A 26,869-nucleotide genomic window follows, 5' to 3' on the forward strand; every position below is an offset into this window, starting at 1 on the left:
GGGTATGTTGTCAAAACAGGTCCCGCTTGGCATCTATGAAAAGGCACTCCCTGCGGGGGAGTGCTGGCTGGAGCGGTTACAGCTGGCGAAGCAGCTGGGCTTCGATTTTGTCGAAATGTCGGTGGATGAGACGGACGAGCGTCTTTCTCGCCTCGACTGGAGCCGCGACCAGCGCCTGGCACTGGTAAGCGCCATCGCGGAAACGGGCGTGCGCGTGCCGTCCATGTGCCTGAGCGCTCATCGTCGTTTTCCGCTCGGCAGCGAAGATGATGCCGTGCGCGCGCAGGGGCTGGAGATCATGCGTAAAGCCATCCGCTTTGCGCAGGACGTGGGTATCCGCGTGATCCAGCTGGCGGGTTATGACGTTTACTATCAGGAAGCTAACGATGAAACGCGCCGTCGTTTCCGTGATGGTCTGAAAGAGAGCGTTGAGATGGCCAGCCGTGCGCAGGTGACGCTGGCGATGGAGATCATGGATTATCCGTTGATGAACTCCATCAGCAAGGCGCTGGGCTACGCGCACTATCTGAATAACCCGTGGTTCCAGCTTTATCCGGATATCGGCAACCTGTCGGCATGGGATAACGACGTACAGATGGAGCTTCAGGCGGGCATCGGGCATATCGTGGCGGTGCACGTTAAAGATACCCGTCCCGGCGTGTTTAAAAACGTACCGTTCGGCACCGGGGTGGTGGATTTCGAGCGGTGCTTCCAGACGCTCAAACAGACAGGTTATTGCGGGCCTTACCTGATTGAGATGTGGAGCGAAACCGCGGACGATCCGGCGGCAGAAGTGGCGAAAGCCCGGGACTGGGTGTGCGAGCGCATGGCGCGGGCAGGACTGATGGAGGCGGAACATGCTTAAGCTGAAACAGCAGGTCTTTGAAGCCAATATGGATCTCCCGCGCTATGGACTGGTGACGTTTACCTGGGGCAACGTAAGCGCCATCGATCGCGAGCAGGGGCTGGTGGTGATTAAGCCGAGCGGCGTGGCCTATGACGCCATGAAAGCGGACGATATGGTGGTGGTTGACCTGGAAGGTCAGGTCGTTGAAGGCAAATGGCGTCCCTCTTCTGATACGGCAACCCATCTGGCGCTGTACCAGCGTTACCCGTCCTTGGGGGGGATTGTACATACCCATTCCACGCACGCCACCGCCTGGGCACAGGCCGGGCTGGCGATCCCTGCTTTGGGTACAACGCACGCGGACTACTTCTTCGGTGATATTCCCTGCACGCGGGCGTTAACGCAGACTGAGGTCGAAGGCGAGTACGAACTTAACACCGGCAGGGTCATTATCGAAACGCTGGGTGAGACGGAACCACTGCATACGCCGGGTATTGTGGTGTACCAGCATGGTCCATTCTCCTGGGGTAAAGATGCGCATGACGCCGTGCATAACGCGGTGGTGATGGAAGAGGTGGCCAGAATGGCGTGGATTGCGCGCGGCATTAACCCACAGCTTCAGGGCATTGATGATTATCTGATGAACAAGCATTTCATGCGTAAGCACGGCCCGAATGCTTATTACGGGCAGAAGTGAATAAGTGCTCTGGAATACCGAAACAGTTGTAACCGGTGGTATTCCGGAGCCATTCATAAAAAAGCCCCCGGGCAGGGGGCAAATTATATATATGGCTTTGATTTTCTTTGGCTTTCCTGGTGCTAGCGATAAAGCGTTACTGGTAAATATCTGCACTGGCGTGCATATTACCGTTGCTGCCGGGCTCACGTGTCAGCATGACGTGATAGTATTTTGCGCCATGCGCATCGGTTTCTTCATTAAGCGCCTGATCTGCTTCACTTTCAGTGGCGAAGTTATGATTGATGTAAATAACGCCTAAGCTCTGCACATCATCCATGTTTCTGGCCTGTTGGCTGTCTATTCTGATGGCTGCCATCGCGTTTGCACTGAGCAAAAGCGCAGCCAAAATGGCGATTGCGATTCTTTTCATGATATGCGCTCCACGACTGCGTGCTGTGATACGGGGGAATGCTCTCCTTCTCTGTTCAGGGTTTCTGATTAAAGTGTAATCGCTACCCGGGTTGGGATGGGTGACCATTTCTGATGATGTTGTTCAAAAAAACAGCGCTTCTGATGAGTGCGATTTTAAATCACCCACTTAGAACAGCTTTACCCTTTGTGCGAATTATTTGTGCAATCAGCTTGAGTTTCCTGGGGGGCGCAAGTATTATGACGCGTCAATTTTTCAGCCGACCTTTAACACGTTCCTTGCCTCCCCGGGCCTCGGCTGACCCAGACAGGAGGCTGAATAATCCGTAAGGAGCAATTCGATGCGTCATTACGAAATCGTTTTTATGGTCCACCCTGACCAGAGCGAACAGGTTCCGGGCATGATCGAGCGTTACTCTGCTGCCATCACTGGTGCAGAAGGCACGATCCACCGTCTGGAAGACTGGGGCCGCCGTCAGCTGGCTTACCCGATCAACAAACTGCACAAAGCACACTACGTTCTGATGAACGTTGAAGCTCCGCAGGAAGTGATCGATGAGCTGGAAACTACCTTCCGCTTCAACGATGCCGTTATCCGCAGCATGGTTATGCGTACCAAACACGCAGTGACCGAAGCATCTCCGATGGTTAAAGCGAAAGACGAGCGCCGTGAGCGTCGCGATGATTTCGCAAACGAAACCGCAGATGATTCTGATGCTGGGGATTCTGAAGAGTAATTTCTGATGACCAACCGTCTGGTGTTGTCCGGCACCGTGTGCAGGACCCCCCTTCGAAAGGTCAGCCCATCAGGAATTCCGCATTGCCAGTTCGTGCTTGAGCATCGTTCTGTGCAAGAGGAAGCCGGGTTTCACCGGCAGGCGTGGTGCCAAATGCCCGTAATTATTAGCGGACACGAAAACCAGGCCATTACTCACAGTTTAACGGTCGGTAGCGCAGTAATCGTTCAGGGGTTCATTTCTTGCCACAAGGCAAAGAACGGCCTGAGCAAAATGGTTCTGCATGCCGAGCAGATTGATTTGATAGATTCTGGAGACTAGCCATATGGCACGTTATTTCCGTCGTCGCAAGTTCTGCCGTTTCACCGCGGAAGGCGTTCAAGAGATCGACTATAAAGATATCGCAACGCTGAAAAACTACATCACCGAAAGCGGTAAGATTGTCCCAAGCCGTATCACCGGTACTCGTGCAAAATATCAGCGTCAGCTGGCTCGCGCTATCAAACGCGCTCGCTACCTGTCTCTGCTGCCGTACACTGATCGTCATCAGTAATCGGGCACGGTCCATTAATACGACTTTAAGAGGATAAGGTAATGCAAGTTATTCTGCTTGATAAAGTAGCAAACCTGGGCAGCCTGGGTGATCAGGTAAACGTTAAAGCGGGTTACGCTCGTAACTTCCTGGTTCCACAGGGTAAAGCTGTTCCAGCTACTAAGAAAAACGTAGAGTTTTTCGAAGCACGTCGTGCTGAACTGGAAGCCAAACTGGCTGACGTTCTGGCGGCTGCTAACGCTCGCGCTGAAGCAATCAACGCACTGGGCACCGTTACCATCGCGTCCAAAGCTGGCGACGAAGGTAAACTGTTCGGTTCCATCGGTACCCGCGATATCGCTGATGCAGTTACTGCGGCAGGCGTTAAAGTGGCTAAGAGCGAAGTTCGTCTGCCGAACGGCGTTCTGCGTACCACTGGTGAGCACGAAGTTGACTTCCAGGTTCACAGCGAAGTGTTCGCTAAACTGGTTGTTAACGTAGTAGCTGAGTAATTTTTTACTCTGCTCGCGTCGAAGCGCCGGCCTTGTGCCGGCGTTTTGCTTTTTAGCGTGACCCTGCGTCATCTTTTGCTCTTGTAAGGTCGCTATTCCTGACGCATTCTCTGATAATAAATTGAAACGCAATTTTATTTATGAGATTTGTCATGGATACTGCTCTGCCCACGCCCGTCTTTGCCCGTCGAAATGTGGCCTATGCCTGCGCCACGCTCTGCTGTCTGCTTTGGGGAAGCTCGTACCCGGCCATTAAAAGTGGCTACGAACTCTTTCAGATCGCGACCGATGATATCCCCTCCAAAGTCGTCTTTGCCGGATACCGTTTTCTGTTTGCCGGCGCGTTGCTGCTGCTTTTTGCCCTGGCCCAGCGAAAACCGATTGGCAGGCTCACGCCCACGCAGTTTGGCCAGCTCACGATCCTCGGACTGACCCAGACCTCCCTCCAGTACACCTTCTTTTATATCGGCCTGGCCTACACGACCGGGGTGAACGGCTCCATCATGAATGCCACCGGGACCTTCTTCAGCGTGCTGCTGGCGCACTTTATCTACCACAACGACAAACTCAGCTATAACAAAACGCTGGGGTGTGTTCTGGGCTTTGCCGGGGTGATGCTGGTGAACTTCCACAGCGGGTTAAGTGAGTTCCAGTTTGTGTGGAAAGGTGACGGATTTGTGGTGCTGGCCGCCTTTATTCTCTCTGCGGCCACGCTTTACGGGAAACGCATTTCCCAGACCGTTGACCCGACGGTGATGACGGGATGGCAGCTGGGGATAGGCGGGGCGGCACTGGTTGCGGGAGGCTATGCCACGGGCGGGACGCTGGAGGTGCACAGCATGAAAGCCGTCGCCGTGCTGGGGTATCTGACGCTGCTCTCATCCGTGGCGTTCGCCCTGTGGAGCGCGCTGCTGAAAGTAAACCGCGTGAGTATGATTGCCCCGTTCAACTTTGTCATACCTGTAGCAGGGACGGTGCTCTCCGCCATCTTCCTCGGCGAAAACATTCTGGACATCAAATACGCGATTGCGCTGGTGCTGGTCTGCTCGGGGATCTGGTGGGTGAATAAACGGCGTGCCTGAGAACAAAAGTGCCGGGTGGCGGCATCGCCTTACCCGGCCTGGGCCATTAACGTGCTCTGATGAAACTGCCGTCCGGCTGGCGGGTAAACAGTACCTGCTGCCCGTTTCCGGTATCGATCGTTAACCCGGTCACCACGCCGCTGGCGTTCTGACGGATCTGCACCATCTGACCATTTTGCAGGTTGCTGAGCGGCTTGCCTGCCCCCTCGACTTGCGCCATGGCATACACATCCGTTGCGGGCAAATTGTGGTCGCGGAACAGCTGGGCAAGAGTTTTCCCAGGCTCTACGCGATACGAACGCCACTGCTGCTCAATGCCGGTGGGCTGTTGCGCCTGTGGCTCTGAAGGGGTGGCGGCCAGCTCCTGATCTTCCTGAACCGGTTCAGGTTCAACCGGCGCAACCTGGCCCGGATCGTTAGACGGTGTGACCAGCTGCGTCTGCATCGGCTGTGAACCAGGCTGCGGCTGGCTTTGCGACTGGATATCCAGCTCAGCATTCCGGCTGACCGGCGCGGTATCAACGTTGTCACTGCCGGAAGGAAGCAGGAAGCCGATGACGATCAGCAACGCGCCGATGATAATGCCTCTGCGATGCAAAGGCGGCAGCGGGTCCATGATGCGAAAGTTATCCGGCGCATGCCAGATTTTCGCCAGGGTAGGTTTCAGTTCAAATCGCCCGGGCATGGCTCTCCTCCTGCTCCGCGTCTTTTTATCCTGTCCTGAGAAGTGTAGTTTGCTAACTGCCTGATGGGCGTAACAAAGCCAGCTTTCGTGACATATATTAGGGAAAATCCTGACGGCTACTATTGTTTCCGTTTCGTCGCAGTTTGTCACCTTTACTTAAGACAAAGTTTTACCCATAAGGGCATGGCTGATATGCTGCCCGCTACTTTAAATGTGATGGAAGGAAAACCCATGACCACCCCGACTTTTGACACTATCGAAGCGCAGGCAAGCTACGGCATCGGCTTGCAGGTAGGACAGCAGCTGAGCGAATCCGGCCTGGAAGGTCTGTTACCGGAAGCGCTGGTGGCGGGTATCGCTGACGCGCTGGAAGGCAAGCAGCCCGCTGTGCCGGTTGACGTTGTGCACCGTGCGCTGCGTGAAATCCACGAACGTGCTGACGCCGTACGTCGCGCGCGTTTCGAAGAGATGGCGGCAGAAGGCGTGAAATATCTGGAAGAGAACCGTGAGCGTGAAGGCGTGAACAGCACCGAGTCCGGCTTGCAGTTCCGCGTAATCAATCAGGGTGATGGCGCAATCCCGGCGCGTACCGACCACGTTCGCGTACACTACACCGGTAAGCTGATCGACGGTACCGTGTTCGACAGCTCCGTCGCGCGTGGCGAACCGGCTGAGTTCCCGGTCAACGGCGTTATCGCAGGCTGGATCGAAGCCCTGACCCTGATGCCAGTAGGTTCCAAATGGGAACTGACTATCCCGCACAACCTGGCTTACGGCGAGCGTGGCGCTGGCGCGTCCATTCCGCCATTCAGCACCCTGGTGTTTGAAGTCGAGCTGCTGGAAATCCTGTAATCGGTTTTTCTTATTTTCCTCTCTCCGATCGGGGAGAGGAAAATAGCGATAAAACCCGGAGTTACGACGGAATCAACATTTTGTATTGCAAACGAAACTGTTACGTGTATTTTTGTGAGCTGTTTCGCGCTGTATGAGTGATATGACACTCACTTTCAACATATTATTAACATAATATTCAAATCATAGTATTCATCCCGCCGATTCTTACCTACTATCGATTAGTCCTTACACAGGGGCCGTCATTTATTTGACGTAAATAAAGGCCAGAAGAGCCTTAACAACACAGACAGGCATAAACAGGAAAATATCACATGGTAGATCAGGTCAAAGTCGCCGCCGCAGAAGAGGCGACGTCTGAACAGTCGCTACGGCGAAATCTCACGAACCGTCACATTCAGCTTATTGCCATTGGCGGAGCCATCGGCACAGGGCTGTTTATGGGCTCGGGCAAAACCATCAGTCTTGCCGGCCCGTCGATCATCTTCGTTTATATGATCATCGGTTTTATGCTCTTTTTCGTGATGCGTGCAATGGGTGAATTGCTGCTCTCGAATCTTGAATACAAATCCTTCAGCGACTTCGCGTCAGACCTGCTCGGCCCGTGGGCGGGCTATTTTACCGGCTGGACCTACTGGTTCTGCTGGGTGGTCACCGGCATGGCTGACGTTGTGGCCATCACGGCGTACGCGCAATTCTGGTTCCCAGGGCTATCGGACTGGGTGGCTTCGCTGGCGGTGATTGTCCTGCTGCTGAGCCTGAACCTCGCCACCGTTAAAATGTTCGGTGAGATGGAGTTCTGGTTCGCGATGATCAAAATCGTCGCCATCATCGCGCTGATTGTCGTCGGGCTGGTGATGGTGCTGACGCACTTCCAGTCGCCAACCGGCGTACAGGCGTCGTTTGCCCATCTGTGGAATGACGGCGGCTGGTTCCCGAAAGGGATCAGCGGCTTCTTTGCCGGCTTCCAGATTGCGGTGTTCGCGTTTGTCGGGATTGAGCTGGTCGGTACCACGGCGGCGGAAACCAAAGATCCGGAGAAATCCCTGCCGCGCGCGATCAACTCCATTCCGCTGCGTATCATCATGTTCTACGTGTTCGCGCTGATCGTCATTATGTCCGTGACGCCATGGAGCTCGGTGGTGCCAACCAAGAGCCCGTTCGTCGAGCTGTTCGTGCTGGTGGGGCTGCCTGCTGCCGCGAGCCTGATTAACTTCGTGGTGCTGACCTCTGCGGCCTCTTCCGCGAACAGCGGCGTCTTCTCCACCAGCCGTATGCTGTTCGGTCTGGCGCAGGAGGGCGTTGCTCCGAGCGCGTTTGCCAAACTGTCTAAACGCGCGGTACCGGCGAAAGGGCTGACCTTCTCCTGCATCTGTCTGCTGGGCGGTGTGGTAATGCTCTACGTCAACCCGAGCGTAATCGGCGCGTTCACCATGATCACTACGGTGTCGGCGATCCTGTTCATGTTCGTCTGGACCATTATCCTCTGCTCATACCTGGTGTACCGCAAACAGCGTCCACACCTGCATGAGAAGTCGATCTACAAGATGCCGCTGGGCAAGCTGATGTGCTGGGTGTGCATGGCGTTCTTCGTCTTCGTGCTGGTGCTGCTGACGCTGGAAGAAGATACCCGCCAGGCGCTGATCGTCACGCCGCTGTGGTTTATTGCGCTGGGGCTGGGCTGGCTGTTTATTGGTAAGAAACGTATGGCGAGCATGCGTTAAGCATGTTGCCGGGTGGCGCTGACGCTTACCCGGCCTACGTTCGCGGACGTTGTAGGCCCGGTAAGCGCTAGCGCCGCCGGGCTTTTTTATTCCCCCGCTAATGCACGCGGGAACAGAACGTTATTCTCAAGACTGATGTGTTCCATCAGATCGTCGATCATCTCGTTAATGCCGTTGTACATGGCTTTCCAGGTGGTGCACGCCTCTGGCGGCGGTGTGACGTTGTCGGTGGTGTGTTTAATCACTTCCAGCAGTTCGCCGGCGTCATCATGTTCGCTTTCCATCACGCTGATGGGCCCCATGGCCTGGCTGCCCATGCCCTGTTTGATCATCGGGAAGAGGATCTGCTCCTCTTTCATCATGTGGCTGGAAAGTTCTTCGTGCAGCATGGTCAGGTATTTCGCCAGGCCGCGCGGTACGGAAGGTTTATCGGCATGAACGCGTTCAACTTTGGTCGCCTGTAAAATCAGCTCCGGCAGCTGCTCGCGGTGACGATCGTGGTAACGCACAATGATATGGTCGATGATTTCAGCCAGCGGCGCAGTGCGCCAGTCTTTGTCGACGGGCTGTTCAGCCAGCTGAGCCAGCTCCGCTTCGATAGCCTCTACATCCAGCTCTTTACGCGACGCTGCGCGCGCCAGCGTTTGCTTACCACCGCAGCAGTAATCCATATCATATTTACGGAACAGCGCAGAAGCGCGAGGGATGGAGAGCGCCAGCTCGCCTAAGGGTTGGTCGCGGAAGGCCATAGCAGTTACCTCATCATCAGAAATATAAGATGCATTTTAAATGCATCTTTAAGTGGATACTATAACCCTTTAGAGGCAAGGGTGAAAACGAGAAAGGGATCACAAAAAAAGCATGCTTTTAACTTGCTGATTGAATGCAGAAAAGGGCTTTCGAAAGTTTTTAAAGGTGGAGAAACAGTAAACAACCTGCCGCGCGTGCCGATAGATACAGGTCAGACAATACCTGTATATAAATAAGGCAACGCATGTTTAAACGTATAAAAGTCATTACTCTTTTGATTTCGGTGCTGCTTGTGCTCGGCATCATGCAGCTGATCTCCGCTGGCATTTTCATTAATGCACTCAATAACGATAAAGAGAACTTCACCGTTTCTCAGCTTTCTAGCCAGAACGTTGCGGAGTTTACCGACGCCTGGATCAGCCTGAACCAGGCGCGCGTCACCCTCAACCGCGGCATGCTGCGCCTGCAAAGCAGCATGGCGTCGCAGATTAATGGCGGGCAGCTGAACGAGCTGGTCAATACCGCGAAAAACCTGCTGGCCGATGCCCAGACCCATTACGATAAATACTATGCGCTGCCGGAAACGCCGGGTATGGACGAGCACCTGGCCGATCGCCTGGAAGAGCAGTACCGCGTCTACTCCGCCACGCTGACGCAAATGAACGTTCTGCTGGGGCAGGGCAATCTGGAAGATATGTTCAAACAACATGCCGAACAGAAGCAGACCGCGATGCAAAAGGTTTATCGCGAGTGGCGTGAGGCGCAGGCCGCGCTGACCGCCAAAGGTATCCAGGACAATGAAAGCGACTACAAACGCATTCTGTGGATCCTTTCTGCGGTGATGCTGCTGGTGATCGCGGTGATTATTTCCAGCTGGATTGCGATGCGCCGCGTGCTGCTGCTGCCGCTGGAAGAGGTGATCAACCATATCCGCGCCATTGCCGCAGGGGATTTAACCCAGCCGATTCAGGCTGAGGGTAAAAATGAAATGGCGATCCTGGCGCGCAACGTTCAGGAGATGCAGACTGCGCTGGCCAACACGGTGGGCGTGGTGCGTGAAGGCGCAGATACCATCTACACCGGCGCGGGTGAAATCTCGGCGGGCAGCAACGATCTCTCCTCCCGTACCGAGCAGCAGGCCGCTTCTCTGGAAGAGACGGCAGCCAGCATGGAACAGTTAACCGCTACCGTGAAGCAAAACGCCGATAACGCGCGTCAGGCGTCACGCCTGGCGCTGGACGCCTCCTCCACCGCGAAGAAGGGCGGTAACGTGGTGGAAGGCGTGGTGCGGACGATGGACGAAATCGCCACCAGTTCCAGCAAAATCGCGCAAATTACTAACGTGATCGACGGCATTGCTTTCCAGACCAATATTCTGGCGCTGAACGCGGCGGTAGAAGCGGCGCGCGCGGGCGAGCAGGGACGTGGCTTCGCGGTTGTCGCGGGCGAGGTGCGTACCCTTGCCCAGCGCAGCGCGCAGGCGGCGAAAGAGATCAAAGCGCTGATCGATGATTCCGGCGAGCGTGTTAACGCGGGCTCTCAGCTGGTGAATGAGGCGGGCGCGACGATGGCGGAGATCGTCAATGCGGTTACGCGCGTGACGGACATCATGGGTGAGATTGCGTCGGCCTCCGACGAACAGAGCCGCGGTATCGACCAGGTGGGTCAGGCGGTGGCGGAGATGGATCGCGTCACCCAGCAGAATGCCTCGCTGGTGGAAGAGTCTGCGGCGGCGGCGGCGGCGCTGGAAGATCAGGCTGCACGCCTGAACGACGCGGTGGCAGTGTTTAAGATCACCCGCAATCAGGCGGTGAAAGCCGCGCCGGTAAAGACCTATGCACCTAAAGCGCAGCCCGTCGCGGCGGCGTCTGAAGCGAACTGGGAAACGTTCTGATACTGTGCCGGGTGGCGCTGACGCTTACCCGGCCTACGGTTTTGTAGGCCCTGCAAGCGAAGCGCCGCCGGGCGAAAAGCTCACCCCTCCGACGCCGGAACGACCATCGGTTTTTCCGGCTTCGCTCTCACCGCAATCACCACCCCAACGACCAGCAGCGCGATCCCGCAGGCCGTTAGCAACGGCGGCACGCTCTGGCGCATCAGGAAGGTATAGAGCAGCCCGGCCAGTGTCTCAAAGACAATCAGCGGCCCTAATATCACCGTCGGCAGCTTCTGGCTGGCAATGTTCCAGCACAGCGCGCCCACCCACGAACAGAGCACGGCAATGGCGACCATTAACCCGACGAATACCCACGGGCGCGGTCCGAAGGGCAGGGTAAATGCCGGTTGCTGGCTACCCAGCCAGACACACGCGCCCACATAGCCCAGCAACGAGACAGGGAGGGTGACCAGCGCCTGCGCCGTGGCCCACATCATCGGATGCTTATCCGGGTTTTCCCGCAGCCAGCGTGCGTTGCGCAGGGCATACCAGGCCCAACAGACAACCGAAATAAACGCCAGAAAGATCCCTGAACCGTAACGCCACACGCTGAAATTTTCCAGACCATGGCGAAGCTCGGCAATATTCACGCACACCAGCCCCACGGCAATGCAGACCAGCGCCGGCGCCATTTTTGACCACGCCAGTTTGCCGTCACGCTGGCTGTAAAGCAGGTTCGCGAAAACCGGGATGACCACCGGCAGCGTGCCGATAATCATGGTCGACACCGGCGCACCGGTGCGCTGAATGGCGCTCGCCAGACAGACGTAGTAGATCAGATTACCCATCATGGTCAGCGCCAGCGCGGTGAGCCAGTCCTGGCGGCCCAGCTGACGCAGACGCGTGCGCCCCAGCCACGCCAGCGGCACGGCAATCAGCCCCAGCGCCAGGTAACGTCCGGTCGACTGCAATATTGCCGGGTACTCCGGCACAATCAGCGGGCCGACAAAAATCAGCCCCCACATCAAACCCGCAAGCAGGGCATACAACACGCCGCTAATCATTTTTCCATCCATCTTGATTCACTTTGCGCTCAGTGTAGGAGGGCAAAACGGGCGCGTATTGTATGAGGTTGCGCATTAGCGCGGCATAACCTGTTTCTGGTAGCGCACGGGCGTGATGCCGTAGCGACGGGTGAAGGCGCGGGTCAGGTGCGACTGATCGGTCAGCCCGGTCGCGGCGGCCACCTCGGCGGCAGGCATGCCATGGGTGAGGAATGCTTTGGCGCGCCACAGCCGGATGGCCATCAGCATCTGGTGGGGCGTAACGTGGAAATGGGCTTTGAACTGGCGCTGAAAATGGTACGGGCTGAGCGAGACAACGTTAGCCAGCTCGTCCAGGGTCAGCGAGCGCATATAGTTGTCGTGCAGGTAGTCGCGAACGCGTTCGAAGCGGTGCGTGGCCTCCTGCACCACCGGCGCATGGTGGGCCAGCGGCTGAAAAGTCTGAATCAAATCCAGTAGCAGCCCCTTCTGCGCCAGCGGATCGTCCGTGTGCCACAGGCCATAAATCAACTGGCCTATCTGTTGCGAGCGCAGCGGATCGTGACGCGTGACGTCGCTAAACCACCAGTGACGCAGGCCAGTGACCTCTTTCAGCAGGTCGGGTTCGATGTAGACCATCCGGTAGCGCCAGCCGCCTTCAGTGGCGGATTCCCCGGTGTGGATCTCGTCCGGGTTCATGGTCACGACGGATTTTTCCGCGGCAAGATGCTGGGTACCGCGATAGCGGAAGCGTTCGGCACCGGTTTCGATGGTGCCGATACCGAAGGCTTCATGAGTGTGCGGCTCGAAGGCGTAGTCAGAGATATGGGCGTGATAAAGCTCCAGGCCCGGCAGCTGCGCCAGATGGCGAAAGCGCGCGCTGTCTCTCTCATCAGTGAACTGTTCCGGTACGCCTTGCACAGTGAGCCTCCTTGTGGGTCATCGCTTCATTATCAGAGATGACCCGAGGGGACGCCACAAAAAATAACCAATTTTTAACAACTACAGGATGGCTTTGACGCTTTCCGCCAGCGGTGTGGTTGGGCGGCCAATGAGCTTGCTCAGGGTATGGCTGTCGTCGAACAGGCCGCCTTTGGACGCGCCGGTGTCGGAGTCCGCCAGCATTTCCGCCAGCCCGGCAGGCAGACCAACGCCCTTCAGCGCAGCGGCGAAATCGGCTTCGCTGAGGTTCTGATACGTTACCGGCTTACCGCTCTGCTTGCTCAGTTCCGCAGCCAGTTCGCTCAGCGTCCAGGCATTATCACCCGCCAGTTCATACACCTTGCCGGCATGAACCTCTTCAGAAATCACTTTCGCTGCCGCCGCCGCGTAATCCGCACGGGTCGCAGAGGCAATTTTGCCTTCGCCTGCGGCCCCCATAAATACGCCGTGTTCCAGCGCTGGCGGCGCGCTTGCCAGGTAGTTTTCGGTGTACCAGCCGTTGCGCAGCAGGGCGTAAGGCACGCCGGAGGCCGCCAGGGCATTTTCGGTTTCGACGTGCTCAACGTGCAGACCCAGCGGGGATTTGTCAGCATGCAGCAGGCTGGTATAGGCGATGAATTTCACCCCGGCGGCTTTGGCGGCGTTTATCACGTTCTGGTGCTGTACGGCGCGCTGGCCCACTTCGCTGGAGGAGATGAGCAGTAGTTTATCCACGCCGTTCAGCGCGGTGGTAAATGCGGCTTCATCGGTGTAATCCGCCTGACGCACAACGACCCCTTGCTGACGCAACGCTTCGGCTTTCGCCAGGTTACGCACAATAGCCACGATCTGGCTGGCCGGAACGGTTTTCAGCAGTTCTTCAATAACGTGTTGGCCAAGCTGGCCGGTTGCGCCGGTAATCGCGATCATGATGAATCTCCTTCGTGTTTGTCTGGTGTTGTGGCACACTATCACCATAACTAACTTTTAGTAAGTACGTACAAAAAGGTAAGTATGAAAACAACAATACCAACGCTCAGCGAGCAAATGCGCGATGGCAACCTCTTTGCGGAACAGTGCCCGTCACGGGAGGTGCTCAAACACGTAACCAGCCGCTGGGGCGTGCTGATCCTGGTGGCGTTACGTCAGGGGACGCATCGCTTCAGCGATCTGCGCCGCAAGATGGGCGGCGTCAGCGAGAAGATGCTGGCTCAGTCTTTACAGGCGCTGGAACATGACGGGTTTGTCGATCGCGTGTCGTATCCGGTCGTGCCGCCGCATGTGGAGTATAGCCTGACGCCGCTGGGGCGGGAGGTAAGCGAGAAGGTGGCCGCGCTGGCCGACTGGATTGAGGTCAATACGCCGCAGGTGATGGCGAATAGGGACGAGCGTGCGGCATGAAATGCCGGGTGGCGCTTGCGCTTACCCGGCCTACGGGATCGAGGATTGCGGGTAGGCCGGGTAAGGCGAAGCCGCCACCCGGCACAATCATCGCTACCTGCTCAAATCCACCTGATAAATCGCGAACCCAATATCATCCGTCGCGACCTTTTGCATCGGATACTGCGCCTTATCCTTGATAAACGCGGCTGCTTTATCGGACGGAGATGTCTCAAAGCGAATATCCAGCTTAGTGTCGCTGTGGATCGGCGCAAGTCGCCAGTTGTTATCCACCGCCGGATGAATTTCACCCGCCTTTTTCGACTCCGCGCTGATCCACGCCGCCAGCACCGAACGGTTCTCATCCGGTGAGGCAAAGGCGATATGGCTGTCACCCGTACCGGCAAACTTACCGCCATAGGCGCGGTAGTTGTTGGTCACCACCAGGAAAGTGGCATTAGGATCAATCGCTTTGCCGTTGAAGGTCAGGTTTTTGATGCGTTCTGCCTGCGGATTAATGGCCTGACATTCGCCGTCATATTTCGCGGGCTGGGTAACGTCAATCTGATAATCCACGCCGTCGATCACGTCGAAGTTGTAGGTGCGGAAACCGTCCCAGTTAATCAGCGACTGCGGTTTGCTGCTGTGCGGATCGATCTGGTTGAACTGTCCGGCAGAGCACTCCAGCCACTCCTTCACCTCTTTCCCGGTGGCTTTCACCACCACGAGTGTGTTGGGATAGAGGTAGAGATCGGCGGCATTACGGAAGGTCAGCTGGCCTTTTTCCACCTCAACGTAGCTGGCCGGATCGTTCTTACGTCCGCCCACTTTGAATGGCGCCGCGGCAGACAGTACCGGCAGATTTGCCAGATCCGGATCGCCCTGAATATAGTGCTCCGCATAGGCTTTCTGCGCCATGTTGACTACCTGCACGGTCGGGTCATCCTGTACCAGCGCGAGGAAGCTGTACATGTTATCAGCCGATTTACCGATCGGCTTGCTGACAAATTCACGCGTCGCGTCGTGGTCATGCTTCAGGACGTCGACCAGCTTTTTATCTTCCCCTGCCAGAGATTTTTTGGCCGCTGCGTCGTAGATCGGACGCGCTTCCGCTTTCGACTGCGTGACTTTCCAGCTTCCGCTGTCGTTATTCAGCACCAGATCCACCACGCCAAGGTGGTCACCCCACATGCCCGGCATCACCGATGGCACACCGTTGAGCGTCCCTTTTTCGATGTCCGCGCCTTTGATATCAGCGAAATCTTTGCCCGGGAAGACGGCATGGGCGTGACCAAACAGGATCGCATCCACGCCCGGCACCTGGCTGAGATAGTACACGGAGTTCTCAGCCATCACCTGATACGGGTCGGCCGAGAGGCCGGAGTGGGCCACGACGACCACCACATCCGCCCCTTTCGCCCGCATCTCCGGCACGTATTTGCGCGCGGTTTCGGTAATGTCGTTGACGGTTACTTTCCCGTCGAGGTTGGCTTTATCCCACGTCATGATCTGCGGCGGTACAAAACCGATATAGCCGATTTTCAGCGTCTGTTTTTTACCGTCCTGGTCGACAACCTCGGTCTCTTTAATCAGATAAGGGGTGAAGCGCGGCTTCTTCGTCTTAACGTCGATGATATTGGCGTTAACGTACGGGAATTTTGCCCCTGCCAGCGCGTCGTGCAGGTATTTCAGGCCGTAGTTAAATTCGTGGTTGCCCAGGTTGCCAACCGCATAATCCAGGGTGTTCATCGCTTTATAGACAGGGTGGATCTCGCCTTTTTTCAGCCCCTTCGCCGCCATGTAGTCTCCGAGCGGGCTGCCCTGAATTAAGTCCCCGTTATCGACCAGCACGCTGTTTTTCACTTCACCGCGGGCGGCGTTGATCAAACTTGCCGTGCGTACCAGTCCGAATTTTTCCGTAGGGGTATCTTTGTAGTAATCGAAGTCCATCATATTGCTGTGCAGATCGGTGGTTTCCAGAATACGGAGATCCACCGTCGCTGCCTGAACGCTTGCCGCAATCAGCGTTGCCAGGAGCGTTGCGCTAAACTTAATCATCTGAGGAGTCCTTTTTTCGATCCAAGCCACAAAAGAATATGTATGTAGTATTTGTTGCTTACAGAAGTGTGAATGCTGCCAGAAAAAAGGGCGCTGAAACCAGAATTGCTTCACAGATAGCGGAATTGTTCACATTACGATATAACTAAAACAATAAGTTATGCCCACTGCGTTAACGAAGAGGTGGAGAATGTTAGATAAAATTTGTCAGCTCGCACGGGATGCGGGTGATGCCATTATGCAGGTGTACGACGGTGCGAAACCGATGGATGTTGTCAGCAAAGCGGATGACTCCCCGGTGACGGCGGCGGATATCGCGGCGCATGCGGTGATCCTGAAAGGTTTGCAGGCCCTGACGCCGGATATTCCGGTCCTTTCTGAAGAAGCGCCCCAGAGCTGGGATGAACGTCAGCACTGGCAGCGTTACTGGCTTGTCGACCCGCTGGACGGCACGAAAGAGTTTATCAAGCGTAACGGTGAATTCACCGTCAACATCGCTCTGATTGAAAAAGGGAAAGCGGTACTGGGCGTGGTTTATGCCCCGGTGATGAAGGTGATGTACAGCGCGGCGGAAGGTAAAGCCTGGAAGGAAGAGTGCGGCGTGCGTAAGCAGATCCAGGTGCGTGATGCCCGTCCTCCGCTGGTGGTGATCAGCCGCTCGCACAGTGACAGCGAGCTGGAGGAGTATCTGCAACAGCTGGGTGAACACCAGACGACGTCGATTGGCTCGTCGCTGAAGTTCTGTCTGGTGGCGGAAGGGCAGGCGCAGCTGTACCCACGTTTCGGGCCGACGAACGTCTGGGATACGGCGGCAGGGCATGCGGTGGCGGCGGCCGCTGGCGCGCATGTGCATGACTGGCAGGGTAAGCCACTGGACTACACCCCGCGCGAGTCATTCCTGAATCCGGGCTTCCGGGTGTCACTTTACTGAGTCAGCAGCTTATGCAGCAGGGCAACCACCTGCTGCACCTCATCCTGCGTCAGCGCGCCGTCTTTAACCCACTCTACGCGACCGTTTTTGTCCAGCACGACAATCGCTGAACTCTCCTCTTCCAGCTGCCACGCCTTACGCGTCACGCCGTTGCTGTCGACAATAAACTGCGACCAGGGATAGAGCTTCTTGTTGCTCTCAAGGCTTGAGCGCACAAACATGCCGGAGCCGGGAATGGCGTCGTCGGTGTTCACGATGGTAGTGGTCTGGTAGCGATCGTGCGGGAGTTTTGCGGCCTTGATCGCCTCCACGAGGGTAGCGTTTTTCTCTTTAGCGGATGTACGTCCGGCAATATGTTGTACAACTCTCACTTTGCCCGCAAGCTGCGCGCTATTCCAGACTTTATAGCTAAACTTATCATTGTCGAGAATCAATTCTCCCCGGTCAGCAATCCCGACCGGCGGGACACGTTGTCCTTTTTCAATGTTGTGTGCGGAAGCCATCAGCGGCAGCAACAGGCAAGCTGCTGCCAGGAGGTTACGTAGGGTCATGGTGTTTCCTTATTGTTAGCAGGTGATCCGACCACTTGGTCATGCGCTTTTAATCATAAGTGCGATCAATAGGCTTTTCCCGCAATCCCGATGCCAGTTTGCGGGCGAACGCACATATCTATGCAAAAACGACGGCATATACTGCGCTGTATCACGCTTTGCAAAGATTATTCTGAATAATTGTAATCAAACGGTAAATAAACTTATGCACACTGGGTAAGTACGAGGTTCTGGTCTATAGTCATTGGGCATCAAAATTTGCGCTCAGGACAGTCGGGCCGATTGTGGCACCGCAAGAGCGTATGATTCGCAGGAGATACAAGAATGAAAATTTTCCAACGCTACAACCCGCTTCAGGTGGCGAAGTACGTGAAGATCCTGTTCCGTGGACGGTTGTACATCAAGGATGTTGGCGCTTTTGAGTTCGATAAGGGCAAAATCCTTATCCCGAAAGTGAAGGACAAACAGCACTTGTCTGTGATGTCCGAAGTCAACCGTCAGGTTATGCGTCTGCAAACTGAGATGGCTTAACCAACGTGCTATGCAGTAGTTGTTAAAAAGACGGCTCCCAATGGGAGCCGTTGATGTTTGTAGGGCCAGTCCAGAGACATACCCTGAAGCAGATAGTTTTGACTTGGCGTTATTTGTATTAACGGGTATAACCATGAATTGATGAAGTTTTTCTTAAAATCTTTTTCAGTGCTAAATATTGATATAAAACATTAAAAACTTGGATCACTATTGGACTTATTATCCATGGCATAAACAATACCCCTATACTTTTTATAAGCGAGTTGTAAAGAGGTCAGCTTTAACTGTTGGCTGAGAAGGGAAGCCGTTACGCATGGAAAATAAATGGAATAATTATGCATCGAGATCTGGTTTTTAAAAATAAGAATATATTTGTGTTATTTATGTTAGCTACCATAGGATATGGGATTTGGCGCATGCTTGGTGACTTTTTTTACCTTGAACAGACTATAGTTTATCGGCATGCCGTAGCTGATAAGTCTATGTTGTATATCACGGAAAACAGCGCGGGTGCGACGACTTCTTTCGTATATAAATATTATCTTTACACGGCACAAAAGACCGATGAAGTTTTTTTAGAAGACATTAAAAATGGTTATGAACCTTTCCTTGTCACCACCGATCCTGGCGTGAAAGTTAGCATTGAAGACAGAACGATTTTTCTTAAAGTAAGCGGGGATATTTTTAAATTTAATAATATCGTAGGCTCTGCCTTTATTTATCTCAATTCGTCCCCCTTCTAAGGACTTAAAAAATTATTTAAATTACATAAACGGCAGCTTCCGTTTTAAAACAAAAAGGGCAGCTCAACGCTGCCCTTCATAAATTACGCCGACACCTTCTCTTCCGCATCCGGCAGTTTCGGCACCAGCACGGTCGGTTTGCTATCAATACGCGTTACCAGCAGCTGATCGATGCGGTAGTTATCAATATCCACCACTTCAAACTTGAAGCCGGAGAACTTCACCGAGTCGGTACGTTTCGGGATTTTACGCAGCATAAACATCATAAAGCCGCCGATGGTCTCGTAGTTTCCGGACTGCGGGAACTCGTCGATGTCGAGCACGCGCATGACGTCTTCAATCGGCGTACCGCCATCAATGAGCCATGAATTTTCGTCACGCTGAACAATCTGCTCTTCCAGCCCCTGGCCGACCAGGTCGCCCATCAGGGTCGTCATAACGTCGTTGAGGGTGATAATGCCCACCACCAGCGCGTATTCGTTCATGATCACCGCGAAGTCTTCCCCGGCGGTTTTGAAACTTTCCAGCGCTTCGGAGAGCGTCAGGGTGTCCGGGACTATCAGGGTGTTGCGGATCTGCACGCCGCTGTTCAGCGCCAGGCTCTGGTTTGCCAGCACGCGGTTCAGCAGGTCTTTGGAGTCCACATAGCCGATGATATGGTCGATATCTTCGTTACAGACCAGGAACTTGGAGTGCGGATGCTGCGCCACTTTGGTCTTCAGGCTCTGCTCGTCTTCATGCAGATCGAACCAGATGATGTTTTCACGGCCGGTCATGGAGGACGGCACGGTACGGGATTCCAGTTCGAAAACGTTCTCAATCAGCTCGTGCTCCTGCTTGCGCAGCACGCCTGCCAGCGCCCCGGCTTCCACCACGGCATAAATATCATCGGAGGTAATGTCGTCTTTACGCACCATCGGCAGCTTGAAGATGCGGAAAATGACGTTCGCCAGGCCGTTAAAGAACCACACCAGCGGACGGAAGACATAAAGGCAGAAGCGCATCGGGTTGATGATACGCAAAGCCACAGCTTCTGGCGCAATCATACCGATGCGTTTCGGGGTCAGGTCCGCGAATAAAATGAACAAGCCGGTCACCAGGGAGAAGGAGAGGATGAAGCTCAACTGCTCGGCCAGCTCTACGGACATGTACTTAACAAAGAGGCCATAAAACGCCGGAGAAAACGCTGCATCACCCACGATACCGCCAAGAATGGCGACCGCGTTCAGGCCAATCTGCACCACGGTAAAGAACATGCCGGGATTTTCCTGCATTTTCAGAATGCGTGATGCGTTGATGTTGCCCTCGTCGGCAAGCAGCTTCAGTTTGATTTTACGGGAGGCAGCCAGCGAGATCTCCGATATCGAGAAAAATGCACTGACGGCAATAAGACTAAGTATTACTAAAATACTGTTTAACATAGTTTATCCGGCTTCTCGCCAGATCCTCAGAAGGGGAGTTGATACCATTCGTGTGAAGACACATTGAAGTCAGCTCGTAGCGTTGAGCCGATTATTTCAGCGGTAGTATAGCGTAAAGACGTGTAAACCTGCCAGAGGTCACGTTTTCGGCAAAAAGTGGCCGGAGGGAGAGGCTGTGCGCCACGCGGCTCGCGTGGCGCTGAAGCCGTAATCAGTCCTGTTGTGGAGGCAGACAGACGCCGATGCCGCCAATGCCGCAGTAGCCGTACGGATTTTTATGCAGGTACTGCTGGTGGTCGTCTTCGGCATAGTAGAACGGTTTCGCGGTAGCGATTTCCGTCGTGACCTGACGTTTATCACCGGCCGCCTGCATCGCTTCCTGGAAACGCGTCAGGCTGGCGTGGGCCGCGGCCTCCTGCTCTGGGGTGAGCGGGTAGATGGCCGAACGGTATTGGGTGCCGTGATCGTTACCCTGACGCATGCCCTGCGCCGGGTCATGGTTTTCCCAGAACACCTGGAGCAGCTGTTCATAGCTAATGACGCTCGGGTCATACACCACACGCACCGCTTCAGCATGACCGGTCTCACCGGAACAGACTTCGCGGTAGGTTGGGTTAGGCGTATATCCTCCGGTGTAGCCCGCAGCGGTGCTGTACACGCCCGGCAGTTGCCAGAACAGGCGTTCTACGCCCCAGAAGCAGCCCATGGCAAACAGGGCGATCTCCATTCCATCAGGAACGTTTGTCATTGAATGGTTGTTTACGGCGTGTAATGTCGCCACTGGCATAGGGGTGTTGCGTCCCGGTAACGCATCGGCTTGTGATACCAGATGCTTTTTATCAAATAAACTCACGGTGGGGCCTCCGGGGTAGCGTTGTTTCGGTTAAGGTTGTCACGAAGCGTTTAATTGAACACAATAAATGCGATGAATGAGTCTAGATTTAATCATAAGAAATATTTGGGTGTTACACCCTTTTTCAACCCGTAATTTGGGTTTTTGGCTTTCAGGCCGTATTTTGCCGCGGAGCGGCACTGCATTTGCTTCCAGGGTGGAAACAGGGATATTCAGGAGAAAACGTGACAAAGATCCGCCAGTTATGTTTATTCAGCTTACTGCTGACCAGCGGGATTGCCAGCGCGGCGAATGTCCGTTTGCAGGTTGAGGGGTTATCCGGGGCGCTGGAAAAAAACGTGCGTGCGCAGCTTTCTACTATCCAGAGCGATGAGGTCACGCCGGATCGGCGTTTTCGCGCGCGCGTGGATGACGCCATTCGCGAAGGCTTAAAGGCGTTGGGGTACTACGAACCCACCATCGATTTCGATTTACGCCCGCCGCCGGCAAAAGGACGTCAGGTGTTGATTGCCCGCGTCTCGCCGGGCGAACCCGTCCTGATTGGCGGCACGAACGTGGTGCTGCGCGGCGGCGCGCGCACGGATCGTGACTACCTGGATCTGCTCAGCACCCGTCCGAAAGTGGGCACTGTGCTCAATCACGGGGATTACGATCGTTTTAAAAAATCATTAACCAGCGTTTCGCTGCGCAAAGGCTACTTCGACAGCCAGTTCAACAAAAGCCAGCTAGGCGTTGCGCTTGAGCGACGTCAGGCATTCTGGGATATCGATTACGACAGCGGCGAGCGCTACCGGTTTGGCGATGTGACCTTCGAAGGATCGCAAATCCGTGATGAGTATCTGCAAAACCTGGTGCCGTTTAAAAAGGGCGACTACTACCAGTCCAGCGATCTGGGCGAGCTGAACCGTCGTTTGTCCGCGACGGGCTGGTTTAACTCCGTGGTGGTAGCACCGGAATTTGAAAAATCCCGTAAAACGAAAGTGTTACCGCTGCATGGCGTGGTCTCTCCGCGCACCGAAAACACCATTGAGACCGGTGTCGGCTACTCCACGGACGTCGGCCCGCGCGTGAAAGCCTCGTGGAAAAAACCGTGGATGAACTCCTACGGCCACAGCCTGACCACCAGCGTGAGCCTGTCTGCGCCTGAACAGCAGCTGGACTTCAGCTATAAAATGCCGCTGCTGAAAAATCCGCTTGAGCAATACTACCTCGTGCAGGGCGGCTTTAAGCGTACCGATTTGAACGATACCGAGCAGGACTCGACGACGCTTGCGGTATCACGCTTCTGGGATCTCTCCAGCGGCTGGCAGCGCGCCATTAACCTGCGCTGGAGCCTCGACCACTTTACCCAGGCAAACGTTACCAACACCACCATGCTGCTTTATCCGGGCGTGATGATCAGCCGTACCCGCTCGCGCGGTGGCCTGATGCCGACCTGGGGCGACTCTCAGCGCTACTCCATCGATTACTCCAACACTGCGTGGGGCTCCGACGTAGACTTCTCCGTCTTTCAGGCGCAAAACGTCTGGATCCGCACGCTGTACGACAAACACCGCTTTGTTATGCGCGGTAATCTCGGCTGGATCGAAACCGGTGATTTCGAACGCGTCCCGCCGGATCTGCGCTTCTTCGCCGGGGGCGACCGCAGCATTCGCGGGTATAAGTACAAATCGATCTCACCTGAAAACGACAAAGGCCAGTTGACCGGGGCGTCAAAACTGGCGACCGGCTCGCTGGAGTACCAGTACAACGTCAGCGGCAAGTGGTGGGGGGCGATGTTCGTTGACGGCGGTGAAGCGGTGAACGATATCCGCCGCAGCGATTTCAAAACCGGCGCGGGCGTAGGCGTGCGCTGGCAGTCACCGGTCGGGCCAATCAAGCTCGATTTCGCCGTTCCGGTGGGCGACAAAGACGAACACGGTTTACAGTTTTACATCGGTCTGGGGCCTGAATTATGAGTTTATGGAAGAAGATAAGCCTCGGGGTGCTGATTTTTATCGTATTACTGCTCGGTACGGTGGCGTTTCTGGTGGGCACCACCACGGGCCTGCATCTGCTGTTTAACGCCGCGAACCGCTGGGTGCCGGGGCTGGAAATCGGCCAGGTGACGGGCGGCTGGCGCGATCTGCGCCTGAAAAATATCCGTTACGAACAGCCCGGCGTGGCGGTGAACGCGGGCGAGTTTCATCTGGCGGTCAAGCTCGGCTGCCTGCGTGACAGCCAGCTGTGCGTAAACGATCTGTCGCTAAAAGACGTTAACGTGGCGATAGATTCCAAAAAAATGCCGAAGTCTGAGCCTGTCGAAGAAGAGGACAGCGGCCCGCTGAATCTCTCCACGCCGTACCCGATTGCGCTCTACCGGGTTGCGCTGGATAACGTCAATATCAAAATCGACGATACGACGGTATCCGTGATGGATTTCACCTCCGGTCTGCGCTGGCAGGAGAAAAACCTCACCCTGACCCCAACCTCCCTGCAAGGGCTGCTGATTGCGCTGCCGAAGGTGGCCGACGTGGCGCAGGAAGAGATCGTCGAGCCGAAGATCCAGAACCCGCAGCCGGAAGAAAAACCGCTGGGCGAAACGCTGAAAGATCTCTTCTCGAAACCGGTTCTGCCGGAGATGACCGACGTGCATCTGCCGCTGAACCTCAATATCGAAGAGTTTAAGGGCGAGCAGCTGCGTCTGACGGGTGATACCGATCTGACAGTCTTCAACATGCTGCTTAAAGTCAGCAGCATCGACGGCAACATGAAGCTCGACGCGCTGGATATCGACTCCAGTCAGGGCTCGGTGAACGCCTCAGGCAACGCGCAGCTGCGCGACAACTGGCCGGTTGATATTACGCTGAACAGCGCCCTGAACATCGATCCGCTGAAGGGCGAAAAGGTGAAGGTGAAGGTCGGCGGCGCGCTGCGTGAGAAGCTGGAGTTCGGCGTGAACCTTTCCGGACCGGTGGATATGGTGCTGCGCGGGCAAACCCAGCTGGCAGAGGCCGGTTTACCGCTCAACCTTGAGGTTGTCAGCAAGCAGCTTTACTGGCCGTTCACCGGCGAAAAACAGTTCCAGGCTGACGATCTGAAGCTGAAGCTGAGTGGCAAAATGACCGACTACACGCTGTCGTTCCGCACGGCAGTGAAGGGGCAGGGGGTACCGCCCGCCGATATCACCCTGGATGCGAAGGGTAACGAGTTGCAGGTTAACCTCGACAAGCTGACCGTGGCGGCGCTGGAAGGAAAAACAGAGCTGACCGCGCTGCTCGACTGGCAGCAGGCGATCAGCTGGCGCGGCGAGCTGAAGCTGACCGGGATCAACACCGCTAAAGAGGTCCCGGACTGGCCGTCAAAACTGGATGGCCTGATCAAAACCCGCGGTAGCCTGTACGGTGGCACCTGGCAGATGGACGTGCCGGAACTCAAGCTCACCGGCAACGTGAAGCAGAACAAAGTCAACGTAGAGGGCTCGCTTAAGGGCAACAGCTATCTCCAGTGGGTGATCCCGGGCCTGCACGTGGCGCTGGGCCGCAACACGGCAGATATCAAAGGCGAGCTGGGGGTGAAAGATCTCGATCTGGATGCCACCATCGACGCGCCAAATCTCGATAACGCCCTGCCGGGTCTTGGCGGCACGGCGAAGGGGTTAGTGAAGGTTCGCGGTACGGTGGAGGCACCGCAGCTGCTGGCGGACATCACCGCTAATAACCTGCGCTGGCAGGAACTTTCCATTGCCCGCGTGCGCGTCGAAGGGGACGTGAAATCGACCGATCAGATCGGCGGAAACCTGGATCTGCGCGTGGAGCGTATCTCCCAGCCGGACGTGAACATCAGTCTGGTCACGCTGGCGGCAAAAGGTAACGAAAAGCAGCACGATCTCCAGCTGCGCGTGCAGGGCGAGCCGGTCTCCGGGCAGCTGCACCTGACGGGCAGTTTTGACCGCCAGGCAACGCGCTGGAAGGGCGTACTGGATAACACCCGCTTCAGCACGCCGGTCGGCCCGCTGGTGCTGTCCCGATCCATCGCGCTGGACTACCGCAATGCGGAGCAAAAGTTAAGCATTGGGCCACACTGCTGGACCAACCCGAATGCTGAGCTGTGCGTGCCGCAGACCATTGATGCGGGCGCGGAAGGACGCGCGCAGATCAACCTCAACCGTTTCGACCTGGCAATGCTGAAACCGTTTATGCCGGAAACCACCCAGGCCAGCGGGGTCTTCAGCGGTAAAGCGGACGTCGCGTGGGACACCACCAAAGAGGGGCTGCCGCAGGGCAGCGTTACGCTCTCCGGGCGTAACGTGAAGGTGACGCAGGAGGTCAATGACGCGCCGCTGCCGGTAGCGTTCGACACCCTGAATGTGAACGCTGACCTGCGTAACAATCGTGCTGAACTGGGATGGCTGATCCGCCTGACCAACAACGGTCAGTTTGACGGACAGGTGCAAATTACCGATCCGCAAGGGCGGCGCAATCTCGGCGGCAACGTCAATATTCGCAACTTCAACCTGGCGATGGTGAATCCGATCTTCTCGCGGGGAGAAAAGGCGGCGGGGATGCTCAGCGCCAACCTGCGTCTGGCGGGGGATGCGCAAAGCCCGCAGCTGTTTGGCCAGATGCGGTTAAACGGCGTGGACATTGACGGTAACTTTATGCCGTTCGATATGCAGCCAAGCCAGCTGACGATGAACTTTAACGGCCAAAGCTCAACCCTCAGTGGCTCAGTGCTGACGCAGCAGGGACAAATCAACCTGAGCGGTGACGCAGACTGGAGCCAGCTCGACAACTGGCGCGCCCGTATTGCGGCCAAGGGCAGCAGGGTGCGTATCACGGTACCGCCGATGGTGCGCCTGGACGTGTCGCCAGACGTGGTCTTTGAGGCAACGCCGAGTCTCTTCACCCTGGACGGCCGTGTTGACGTACCGTGGGCGCGCATCGTGGTTCACGAAGTGCCGGAAAGCGCGGTTGGCGTCTCCAGTGATGAAGTTATGCTCAATGAAAATCTGAAACCTGTTGAACAGAAGAGCGCGGGCATACCGATCAATAGTAATCTTATCGTGCACGTGGGGAATAACGTGCGTTTGGACGCGTTTGGGCTGAAGGCGAGACTCACGGGTGACCTGAAAGTGGCGCAGGATCAACAGGGGCTTGGCCTCAATGGACAAATCAATATTCCTGAAGGGCGCTTCCATGCCTACGGTCAGGATTTGATTGTGCGTAAAGGCGAGCTGCTGTTCTCCGGTCCACCGGATCAGCCGGTACTCAATATCGAAGCGATACGTAACCCGGAAGCCACCGAAGATGATGTGATTGCGGGCGTGCGCGTGACGGGCTCCGCCGATGAACCTAAGGCAGAGATCTTCTCTGACCCGGCCATGTCGCAACAGGAAGCGCTCTCTTACCTGCTGCGCGGCCAGGGTCTGGATAGCCAACAGGGCGATGGTGCGGCAATGACATCAATGTTAGTCGGTCTGGGGGTTGCACAAAGTGGTCAGGTTGTGGGTAAAATCGGCGAGACGTTTGGCGTAAGCAATCTGGCGCTGGACACTCAGGGCGTGGGTGACTCTTCGCAGGTAGTGGTCAGCGGCTATGTACTGCCGGGTCTACAGGTAAAATATGGCGTGGGGATCTTTGACTCACTGGCTACACTCACGTTACGTTATCGCCTGATGCCTAAGCTATATCTGGAAGCAGTGTCCGGCGTAGACCAGGCACTTGATCTGCTCTATCAGTTTGAGTTTTAGC

Annotated in this window: 26 protein-coding genes; 16 read left to right on the top strand and 10 right to left on the bottom strand. The window is 55.7% G+C overall.

Features of this window, described 5'->3' with window-relative positions; translation table 11 throughout:
• The first annotated feature begins 4 nt into the window (after positions 1 to 4).
• A complete protein-coding gene (locus L384_RS13065; RefSeq protein ID WP_023324046.1) occupies positions 5 to 865 on the top strand; it encodes an L-ribulose-5-phosphate 3-epimerase in 861 nt (286 codons plus the stop codon).
• Positions 858 to 1,544, top strand: a complete 687-nt coding sequence (locus L384_RS13060; protein WP_023324047.1) for an L-ribulose-5-phosphate 4-epimerase — start codon at positions 858 to 860, stop codon at positions 1,542 to 1,544. Before L384_RS13065 ends, L384_RS13060 begins: the two co-directional genes overlap by 8 nt.
• Positions 1,545 to 1,680: 136 nt before the next feature.
• Here L384_RS13060 and yjfY read toward each other — a convergent pair whose 3' ends face one another.
• Positions 1,681 to 1,956: a DUF1471 family protein YjfY gene (gene yjfY / locus L384_RS13055; RefSeq protein ID WP_023324048.1), complete on the bottom strand. Its 276-nt coding sequence runs from the start codon at positions 1,954 to 1,956 to the stop codon at positions 1,681 to 1,683.
• Between the two features lie 340 nt (positions 1,957 to 2,296).
• Between yjfY and rpsF the strand changes: the two genes are divergently transcribed.
• The 5 genes from rpsF to L384_RS13035 all read left to right on the top strand — a co-directional run bounded on the left by rpsF (position 2,297) and on the right by L384_RS13035 (position 4,818).
• Positions 2,297 to 2,692, top strand: coding sequence for a 30S ribosomal protein S6 (gene rpsF, locus L384_RS13050; protein ID WP_003856034.1), 396 nt, complete (start codon positions 2,297 to 2,299; stop codon positions 2,690 to 2,692).
• A gap of 6 nt (positions 2,693 to 2,698) precedes the next feature.
• Positions 2,699 to 3,013, top strand: coding sequence for a primosomal replication protein N (gene priB / locus L384_RS13045; protein WP_003856035.1), 315 nt, complete (start codon positions 2,699 to 2,701; stop codon positions 3,011 to 3,013).
• Between the two features lie 4 nt (positions 3,014 to 3,017).
• Entirely contained in the window at positions 3,018 to 3,245 is a 228-nt protein-coding gene (gene rpsR, locus L384_RS13040) for a 30S ribosomal protein S18 (protein ID WP_000135199.1), read from the top strand.
• 41 nt (positions 3,246 to 3,286) lie between these two features.
• The gene (rplI, locus tag L384_RS0121030; protein ID WP_003856039.1) at positions 3,287 to 3,736 is read left to right on the top strand and encodes a 50S ribosomal protein L9; all 450 of its coding nucleotides are present in this window, start codon (positions 3,287 to 3,289) and stop codon (positions 3,734 to 3,736) included.
• Between the two features lie 152 nt (positions 3,737 to 3,888).
• Entirely contained in the window at positions 3,889 to 4,818 is a 930-nt protein-coding gene (locus L384_RS13035; RefSeq protein ID WP_017383942.1) for a DMT family transporter, read from the top strand.
• A gap of 46 nt (positions 4,819 to 4,864) precedes the next feature.
• On the opposite strand, the gene L384_RS13030 is transcribed toward L384_RS13035, so the two are convergent.
• Positions 4,865 to 5,503, bottom strand: coding sequence for an OapA family protein (locus L384_RS13030; RefSeq protein ID WP_023324049.1), 639 nt, complete (start codon positions 5,501 to 5,503; stop codon positions 4,865 to 4,867).
• 231 nt (positions 5,504 to 5,734) lie between these two features.
• On the opposite strand from L384_RS13030, the gene fklB reads away from it, so the two are divergent.
• Together fklB and cycA are read left to right on the top strand one after the other, a co-directional pair.
• Entirely contained in the window at positions 5,735 to 6,355 is a 621-nt protein-coding gene (fklB, locus tag L384_RS13025) for an FKBP-type peptidyl-prolyl cis-trans isomerase (RefSeq protein WP_008502892.1), read from the top strand.
• 314 nt (positions 6,356 to 6,669) lie between these two features.
• Complete coding sequence (gene cycA / locus L384_RS13020) at positions 6,670 to 8,079, top strand: D-serine/D-alanine/glycine transporter (protein ID WP_003856045.1); 1,410 nt, start codon at positions 6,670 to 6,672, stop codon at positions 8,077 to 8,079.
• A gap of 86 nt (positions 8,080 to 8,165) precedes the next feature.
• On the opposite strand, the gene ytfE is transcribed toward cycA, so the two are convergent.
• Positions 8,166 to 8,828 carry an iron-sulfur cluster repair protein YtfE gene (gene ytfE, locus L384_RS13015; RefSeq protein WP_003856046.1) on the bottom strand — a complete coding sequence of 221 codons (663 nt, stop codon included), beginning with the start codon at positions 8,826 to 8,828 and terminating at the stop codon, positions 8,166 to 8,168.
• Between the two features lie 245 nt (positions 8,829 to 9,073).
• Between ytfE and L384_RS13010 the strand changes: the two genes are divergently transcribed.
• Positions 9,074 to 10,723, top strand: coding sequence for a methyl-accepting chemotaxis protein (locus L384_RS13010; protein WP_023324050.1), 1,650 nt, complete (start codon positions 9,074 to 9,076; stop codon positions 10,721 to 10,723).
• Positions 10,724 to 10,803: 80 nt separating this feature from the next.
• On the opposite strand, the gene L384_RS13005 is transcribed toward L384_RS13010, so the two are convergent.
• The 3 genes from L384_RS13005 to L384_RS12995 form a co-directional block, all read right to left on the bottom strand.
• The gene (locus L384_RS13005) at positions 10,804 to 11,769 is read right to left on the bottom strand and encodes a DMT family transporter (RefSeq protein WP_022650265.1); all 966 of its coding nucleotides are present in this window, start codon (positions 11,767 to 11,769) and stop codon (positions 10,804 to 10,806) included.
• 75 nt (positions 11,770 to 11,844) lie between these two features.
• On the bottom strand, positions 11,845 to 12,669 hold the full coding sequence (locus L384_RS13000) for an AraC family transcriptional regulator (RefSeq protein WP_023324051.1): 825 nt from the start codon (positions 12,667 to 12,669) through the stop codon (positions 11,845 to 11,847).
• Between the two features lie 81 nt (positions 12,670 to 12,750).
• On the bottom strand, positions 12,751 to 13,599 hold the full coding sequence (locus L384_RS12995) for an SDR family oxidoreductase (protein WP_023324052.1): 849 nt from the start codon (positions 13,597 to 13,599) through the stop codon (positions 12,751 to 12,753).
• 84 nt (positions 13,600 to 13,683) lie between these two features.
• On the opposite strand from L384_RS12995, the gene L384_RS12990 reads away from it, so the two are divergent.
• A complete protein-coding gene (locus L384_RS12990; protein ID WP_022650268.1) occupies positions 13,684 to 14,070 on the top strand; it encodes a winged helix-turn-helix transcriptional regulator in 387 nt (128 codons plus the stop codon).
• Between the two features lie 93 nt (positions 14,071 to 14,163).
• Here the strand turns inward: L384_RS12990 and L384_RS12985 are convergent, their stop codons facing one another.
• A complete protein-coding gene (locus L384_RS12985; RefSeq protein WP_023324053.1) occupies positions 14,164 to 16,107 on the bottom strand; it encodes a bifunctional 2',3'-cyclic-nucleotide 2'-phosphodiesterase/3'-nucleotidase in 1,944 nt (647 codons plus the stop codon).
• 190 nt (positions 16,108 to 16,297) lie between these two features.
• On the opposite strand from L384_RS12985, the gene cysQ reads away from it, so the two are divergent.
• Entirely contained in the window at positions 16,298 to 17,038 is a 741-nt protein-coding gene (gene cysQ / locus L384_RS12980; protein WP_015572488.1) for a 3'(2'),5'-bisphosphate nucleotidase CysQ, read from the top strand.
• Here the strand turns inward: cysQ and L384_RS12975 are convergent.
• Entirely contained in the window at positions 17,032 to 17,589 is a 558-nt protein-coding gene (locus tag L384_RS12975; RefSeq protein WP_023324054.1) for a YtfJ family protein, read from the bottom strand. The genes cysQ and L384_RS12975 overlap by 7 nt on opposite strands.
• Positions 17,590 to 17,913: 324 nt before the next feature.
• On the opposite strand from L384_RS12975, the gene L384_RS12970 reads away from it, so the two are divergent.
• The gene (locus tag L384_RS12970) at positions 17,914 to 18,120 is read left to right on the top strand and encodes a DUF1107 domain-containing protein (protein WP_003856054.1); all 207 of its coding nucleotides are present in this window, start codon (positions 17,914 to 17,916) and stop codon (positions 18,118 to 18,120) included.
• 335 nt (positions 18,121 to 18,455) lie between these two features.
• On the top strand, positions 18,456 to 18,863 hold the full coding sequence (locus L384_RS12965) for a hypothetical protein (protein WP_023324055.1): 408 nt from the start codon (positions 18,456 to 18,458) through the stop codon (positions 18,861 to 18,863).
• A gap of 83 nt (positions 18,864 to 18,946) precedes the next feature.
• On the opposite strand, the gene L384_RS12960 is transcribed toward L384_RS12965, so the two are convergent.
• Together L384_RS12960 and msrA are read right to left on the bottom strand one after the other, a co-directional pair.
• Positions 18,947 to 20,284 carry a polyamine export protein PaeA gene (locus tag L384_RS12960; RefSeq protein ID WP_023324056.1) on the bottom strand — a complete coding sequence of 446 codons (1,338 nt, stop codon included), beginning with the start codon at positions 20,282 to 20,284 and terminating at the stop codon, positions 18,947 to 18,949.
• 211 nt (positions 20,285 to 20,495) lie between these two features.
• On the bottom strand, positions 20,496 to 21,137 hold the full coding sequence (gene msrA, locus L384_RS12955; RefSeq protein ID WP_003856057.1) for a peptide-methionine (S)-S-oxide reductase MsrA: 642 nt from the start codon (positions 21,135 to 21,137) through the stop codon (positions 20,496 to 20,498).
• Between the two features lie 224 nt (positions 21,138 to 21,361).
• Between msrA and tamA the strand changes: the two genes are divergently transcribed.
• Positions 21,362 to 23,095 (top strand): autotransporter assembly complex protein TamA, encoded by a 1,734-nt coding sequence (gene tamA, locus L384_RS12950; RefSeq protein ID WP_023324057.1) that lies wholly within the window; start codon positions 21,362 to 21,364, stop codon positions 23,093 to 23,095.
• Positions 23,092 to 26,868 (top strand): autotransporter assembly complex protein TamB, encoded by a 3,777-nt coding sequence (gene tamB / locus L384_RS12945; RefSeq protein WP_023324058.1) that lies wholly within the window; start codon positions 23,092 to 23,094, stop codon positions 26,866 to 26,868. Before tamA ends, tamB begins: the two co-directional genes overlap by 4 nt.
• Position 26,869: the final 1 nt, after the last annotated feature.

This window comes from Enterobacter sp. MGH 38 (assembly GCF_000492855.1).
Classification (GTDB): domain Bacteria; phylum Pseudomonadota; class Gammaproteobacteria; order Enterobacterales; family Enterobacteriaceae; genus Enterobacter; species Enterobacter hormaechei_C.

Coding starts and splice junctions, on each gene's coding strand:
- L384_RS13065 (WP_023324046.1), top strand. CDS start 5: ATGTTGTCAAAACAGGTCCCGCTTGGCATCTATGAAAAGGCACTCCCT.
- L384_RS13060 (WP_023324047.1), top strand. CDS start 858: ATGCTTAAGCTGAAACAGCAGGTCTTTGAAGCCAATATGGATCTCCCG.
- yjfY (WP_023324048.1), bottom strand. CDS start 1,956: ATGAAAAGAATCGCAATCGCCATTTTGGCTGCGCTTTTGCTCAGTGCA.
- rpsF (WP_003856034.1), top strand. CDS start 2,297: ATGCGTCATTACGAAATCGTTTTTATGGTCCACCCTGACCAGAGCGAA.
- priB (WP_003856035.1), top strand. CDS start 2,699: ATGACCAACCGTCTGGTGTTGTCCGGCACCGTGTGCAGGACCCCCCTT.
- rpsR (WP_000135199.1), top strand. CDS start 3,018: ATGGCACGTTATTTCCGTCGTCGCAAGTTCTGCCGTTTCACCGCGGAA.
- rplI (WP_003856039.1), top strand. CDS start 3,287: ATGCAAGTTATTCTGCTTGATAAAGTAGCAAACCTGGGCAGCCTGGGT.
- L384_RS13035 (WP_017383942.1), top strand. CDS start 3,889: ATGGATACTGCTCTGCCCACGCCCGTCTTTGCCCGTCGAAATGTGGCC.
- L384_RS13030 (WP_023324049.1), bottom strand. CDS start 5,503: ATGCCCGGGCGATTTGAACTGAAACCTACCCTGGCGAAAATCTGGCAT.
- fklB (WP_008502892.1), top strand. CDS start 5,735: ATGACCACCCCGACTTTTGACACTATCGAAGCGCAGGCAAGCTACGGC.
- cycA (WP_003856045.1), top strand. CDS start 6,670: ATGGTAGATCAGGTCAAAGTCGCCGCCGCAGAAGAGGCGACGTCTGAA.
- ytfE (WP_003856046.1), bottom strand. CDS start 8,828: ATGGCCTTCCGCGACCAACCCTTAGGCGAGCTGGCGCTCTCCATCCCT.
- L384_RS13010 (WP_023324050.1), top strand. CDS start 9,074: ATGTTTAAACGTATAAAAGTCATTACTCTTTTGATTTCGGTGCTGCTT.
- L384_RS13005 (WP_022650265.1), bottom strand. CDS start 11,769: ATGATTAGCGGCGTGTTGTATGCCCTGCTTGCGGGTTTGATGTGGGGG.
- L384_RS12995 (WP_023324052.1), bottom strand. CDS start 13,599: ATGATCGCGATTACCGGCGCAACCGGCCAGCTTGGCCAACACGTTATT.
- L384_RS12990 (WP_022650268.1), top strand. CDS start 13,684: ATGAAAACAACAATACCAACGCTCAGCGAGCAAATGCGCGATGGCAAC.
- L384_RS12985 (WP_023324053.1), bottom strand. CDS start 16,107: ATGATTAAGTTTAGCGCAACGCTCCTGGCAACGCTGATTGCGGCAAGC.
- cysQ (WP_015572488.1), top strand. CDS start 16,298: ATGTTAGATAAAATTTGTCAGCTCGCACGGGATGCGGGTGATGCCATT.
- L384_RS12975 (WP_023324054.1), bottom strand. CDS start 17,589: ATGACCCTACGTAACCTCCTGGCAGCAGCTTGCCTGTTGCTGCCGCTG.
- L384_RS12970 (WP_003856054.1), top strand. CDS start 17,914: ATGAAAATTTTCCAACGCTACAACCCGCTTCAGGTGGCGAAGTACGTG.
- L384_RS12965 (WP_023324055.1), top strand. CDS start 18,456: ATGCATCGAGATCTGGTTTTTAAAAATAAGAATATATTTGTGTTATTT.
- L384_RS12960 (WP_023324056.1), bottom strand. CDS start 20,284: ATGTTAAACAGTATTTTAGTAATACTTAGTCTTATTGCCGTCAGTGCA.
- tamB (WP_023324058.1), top strand. CDS start 23,092: ATGAGTTTATGGAAGAAGATAAGCCTCGGGGTGCTGATTTTTATCGTA.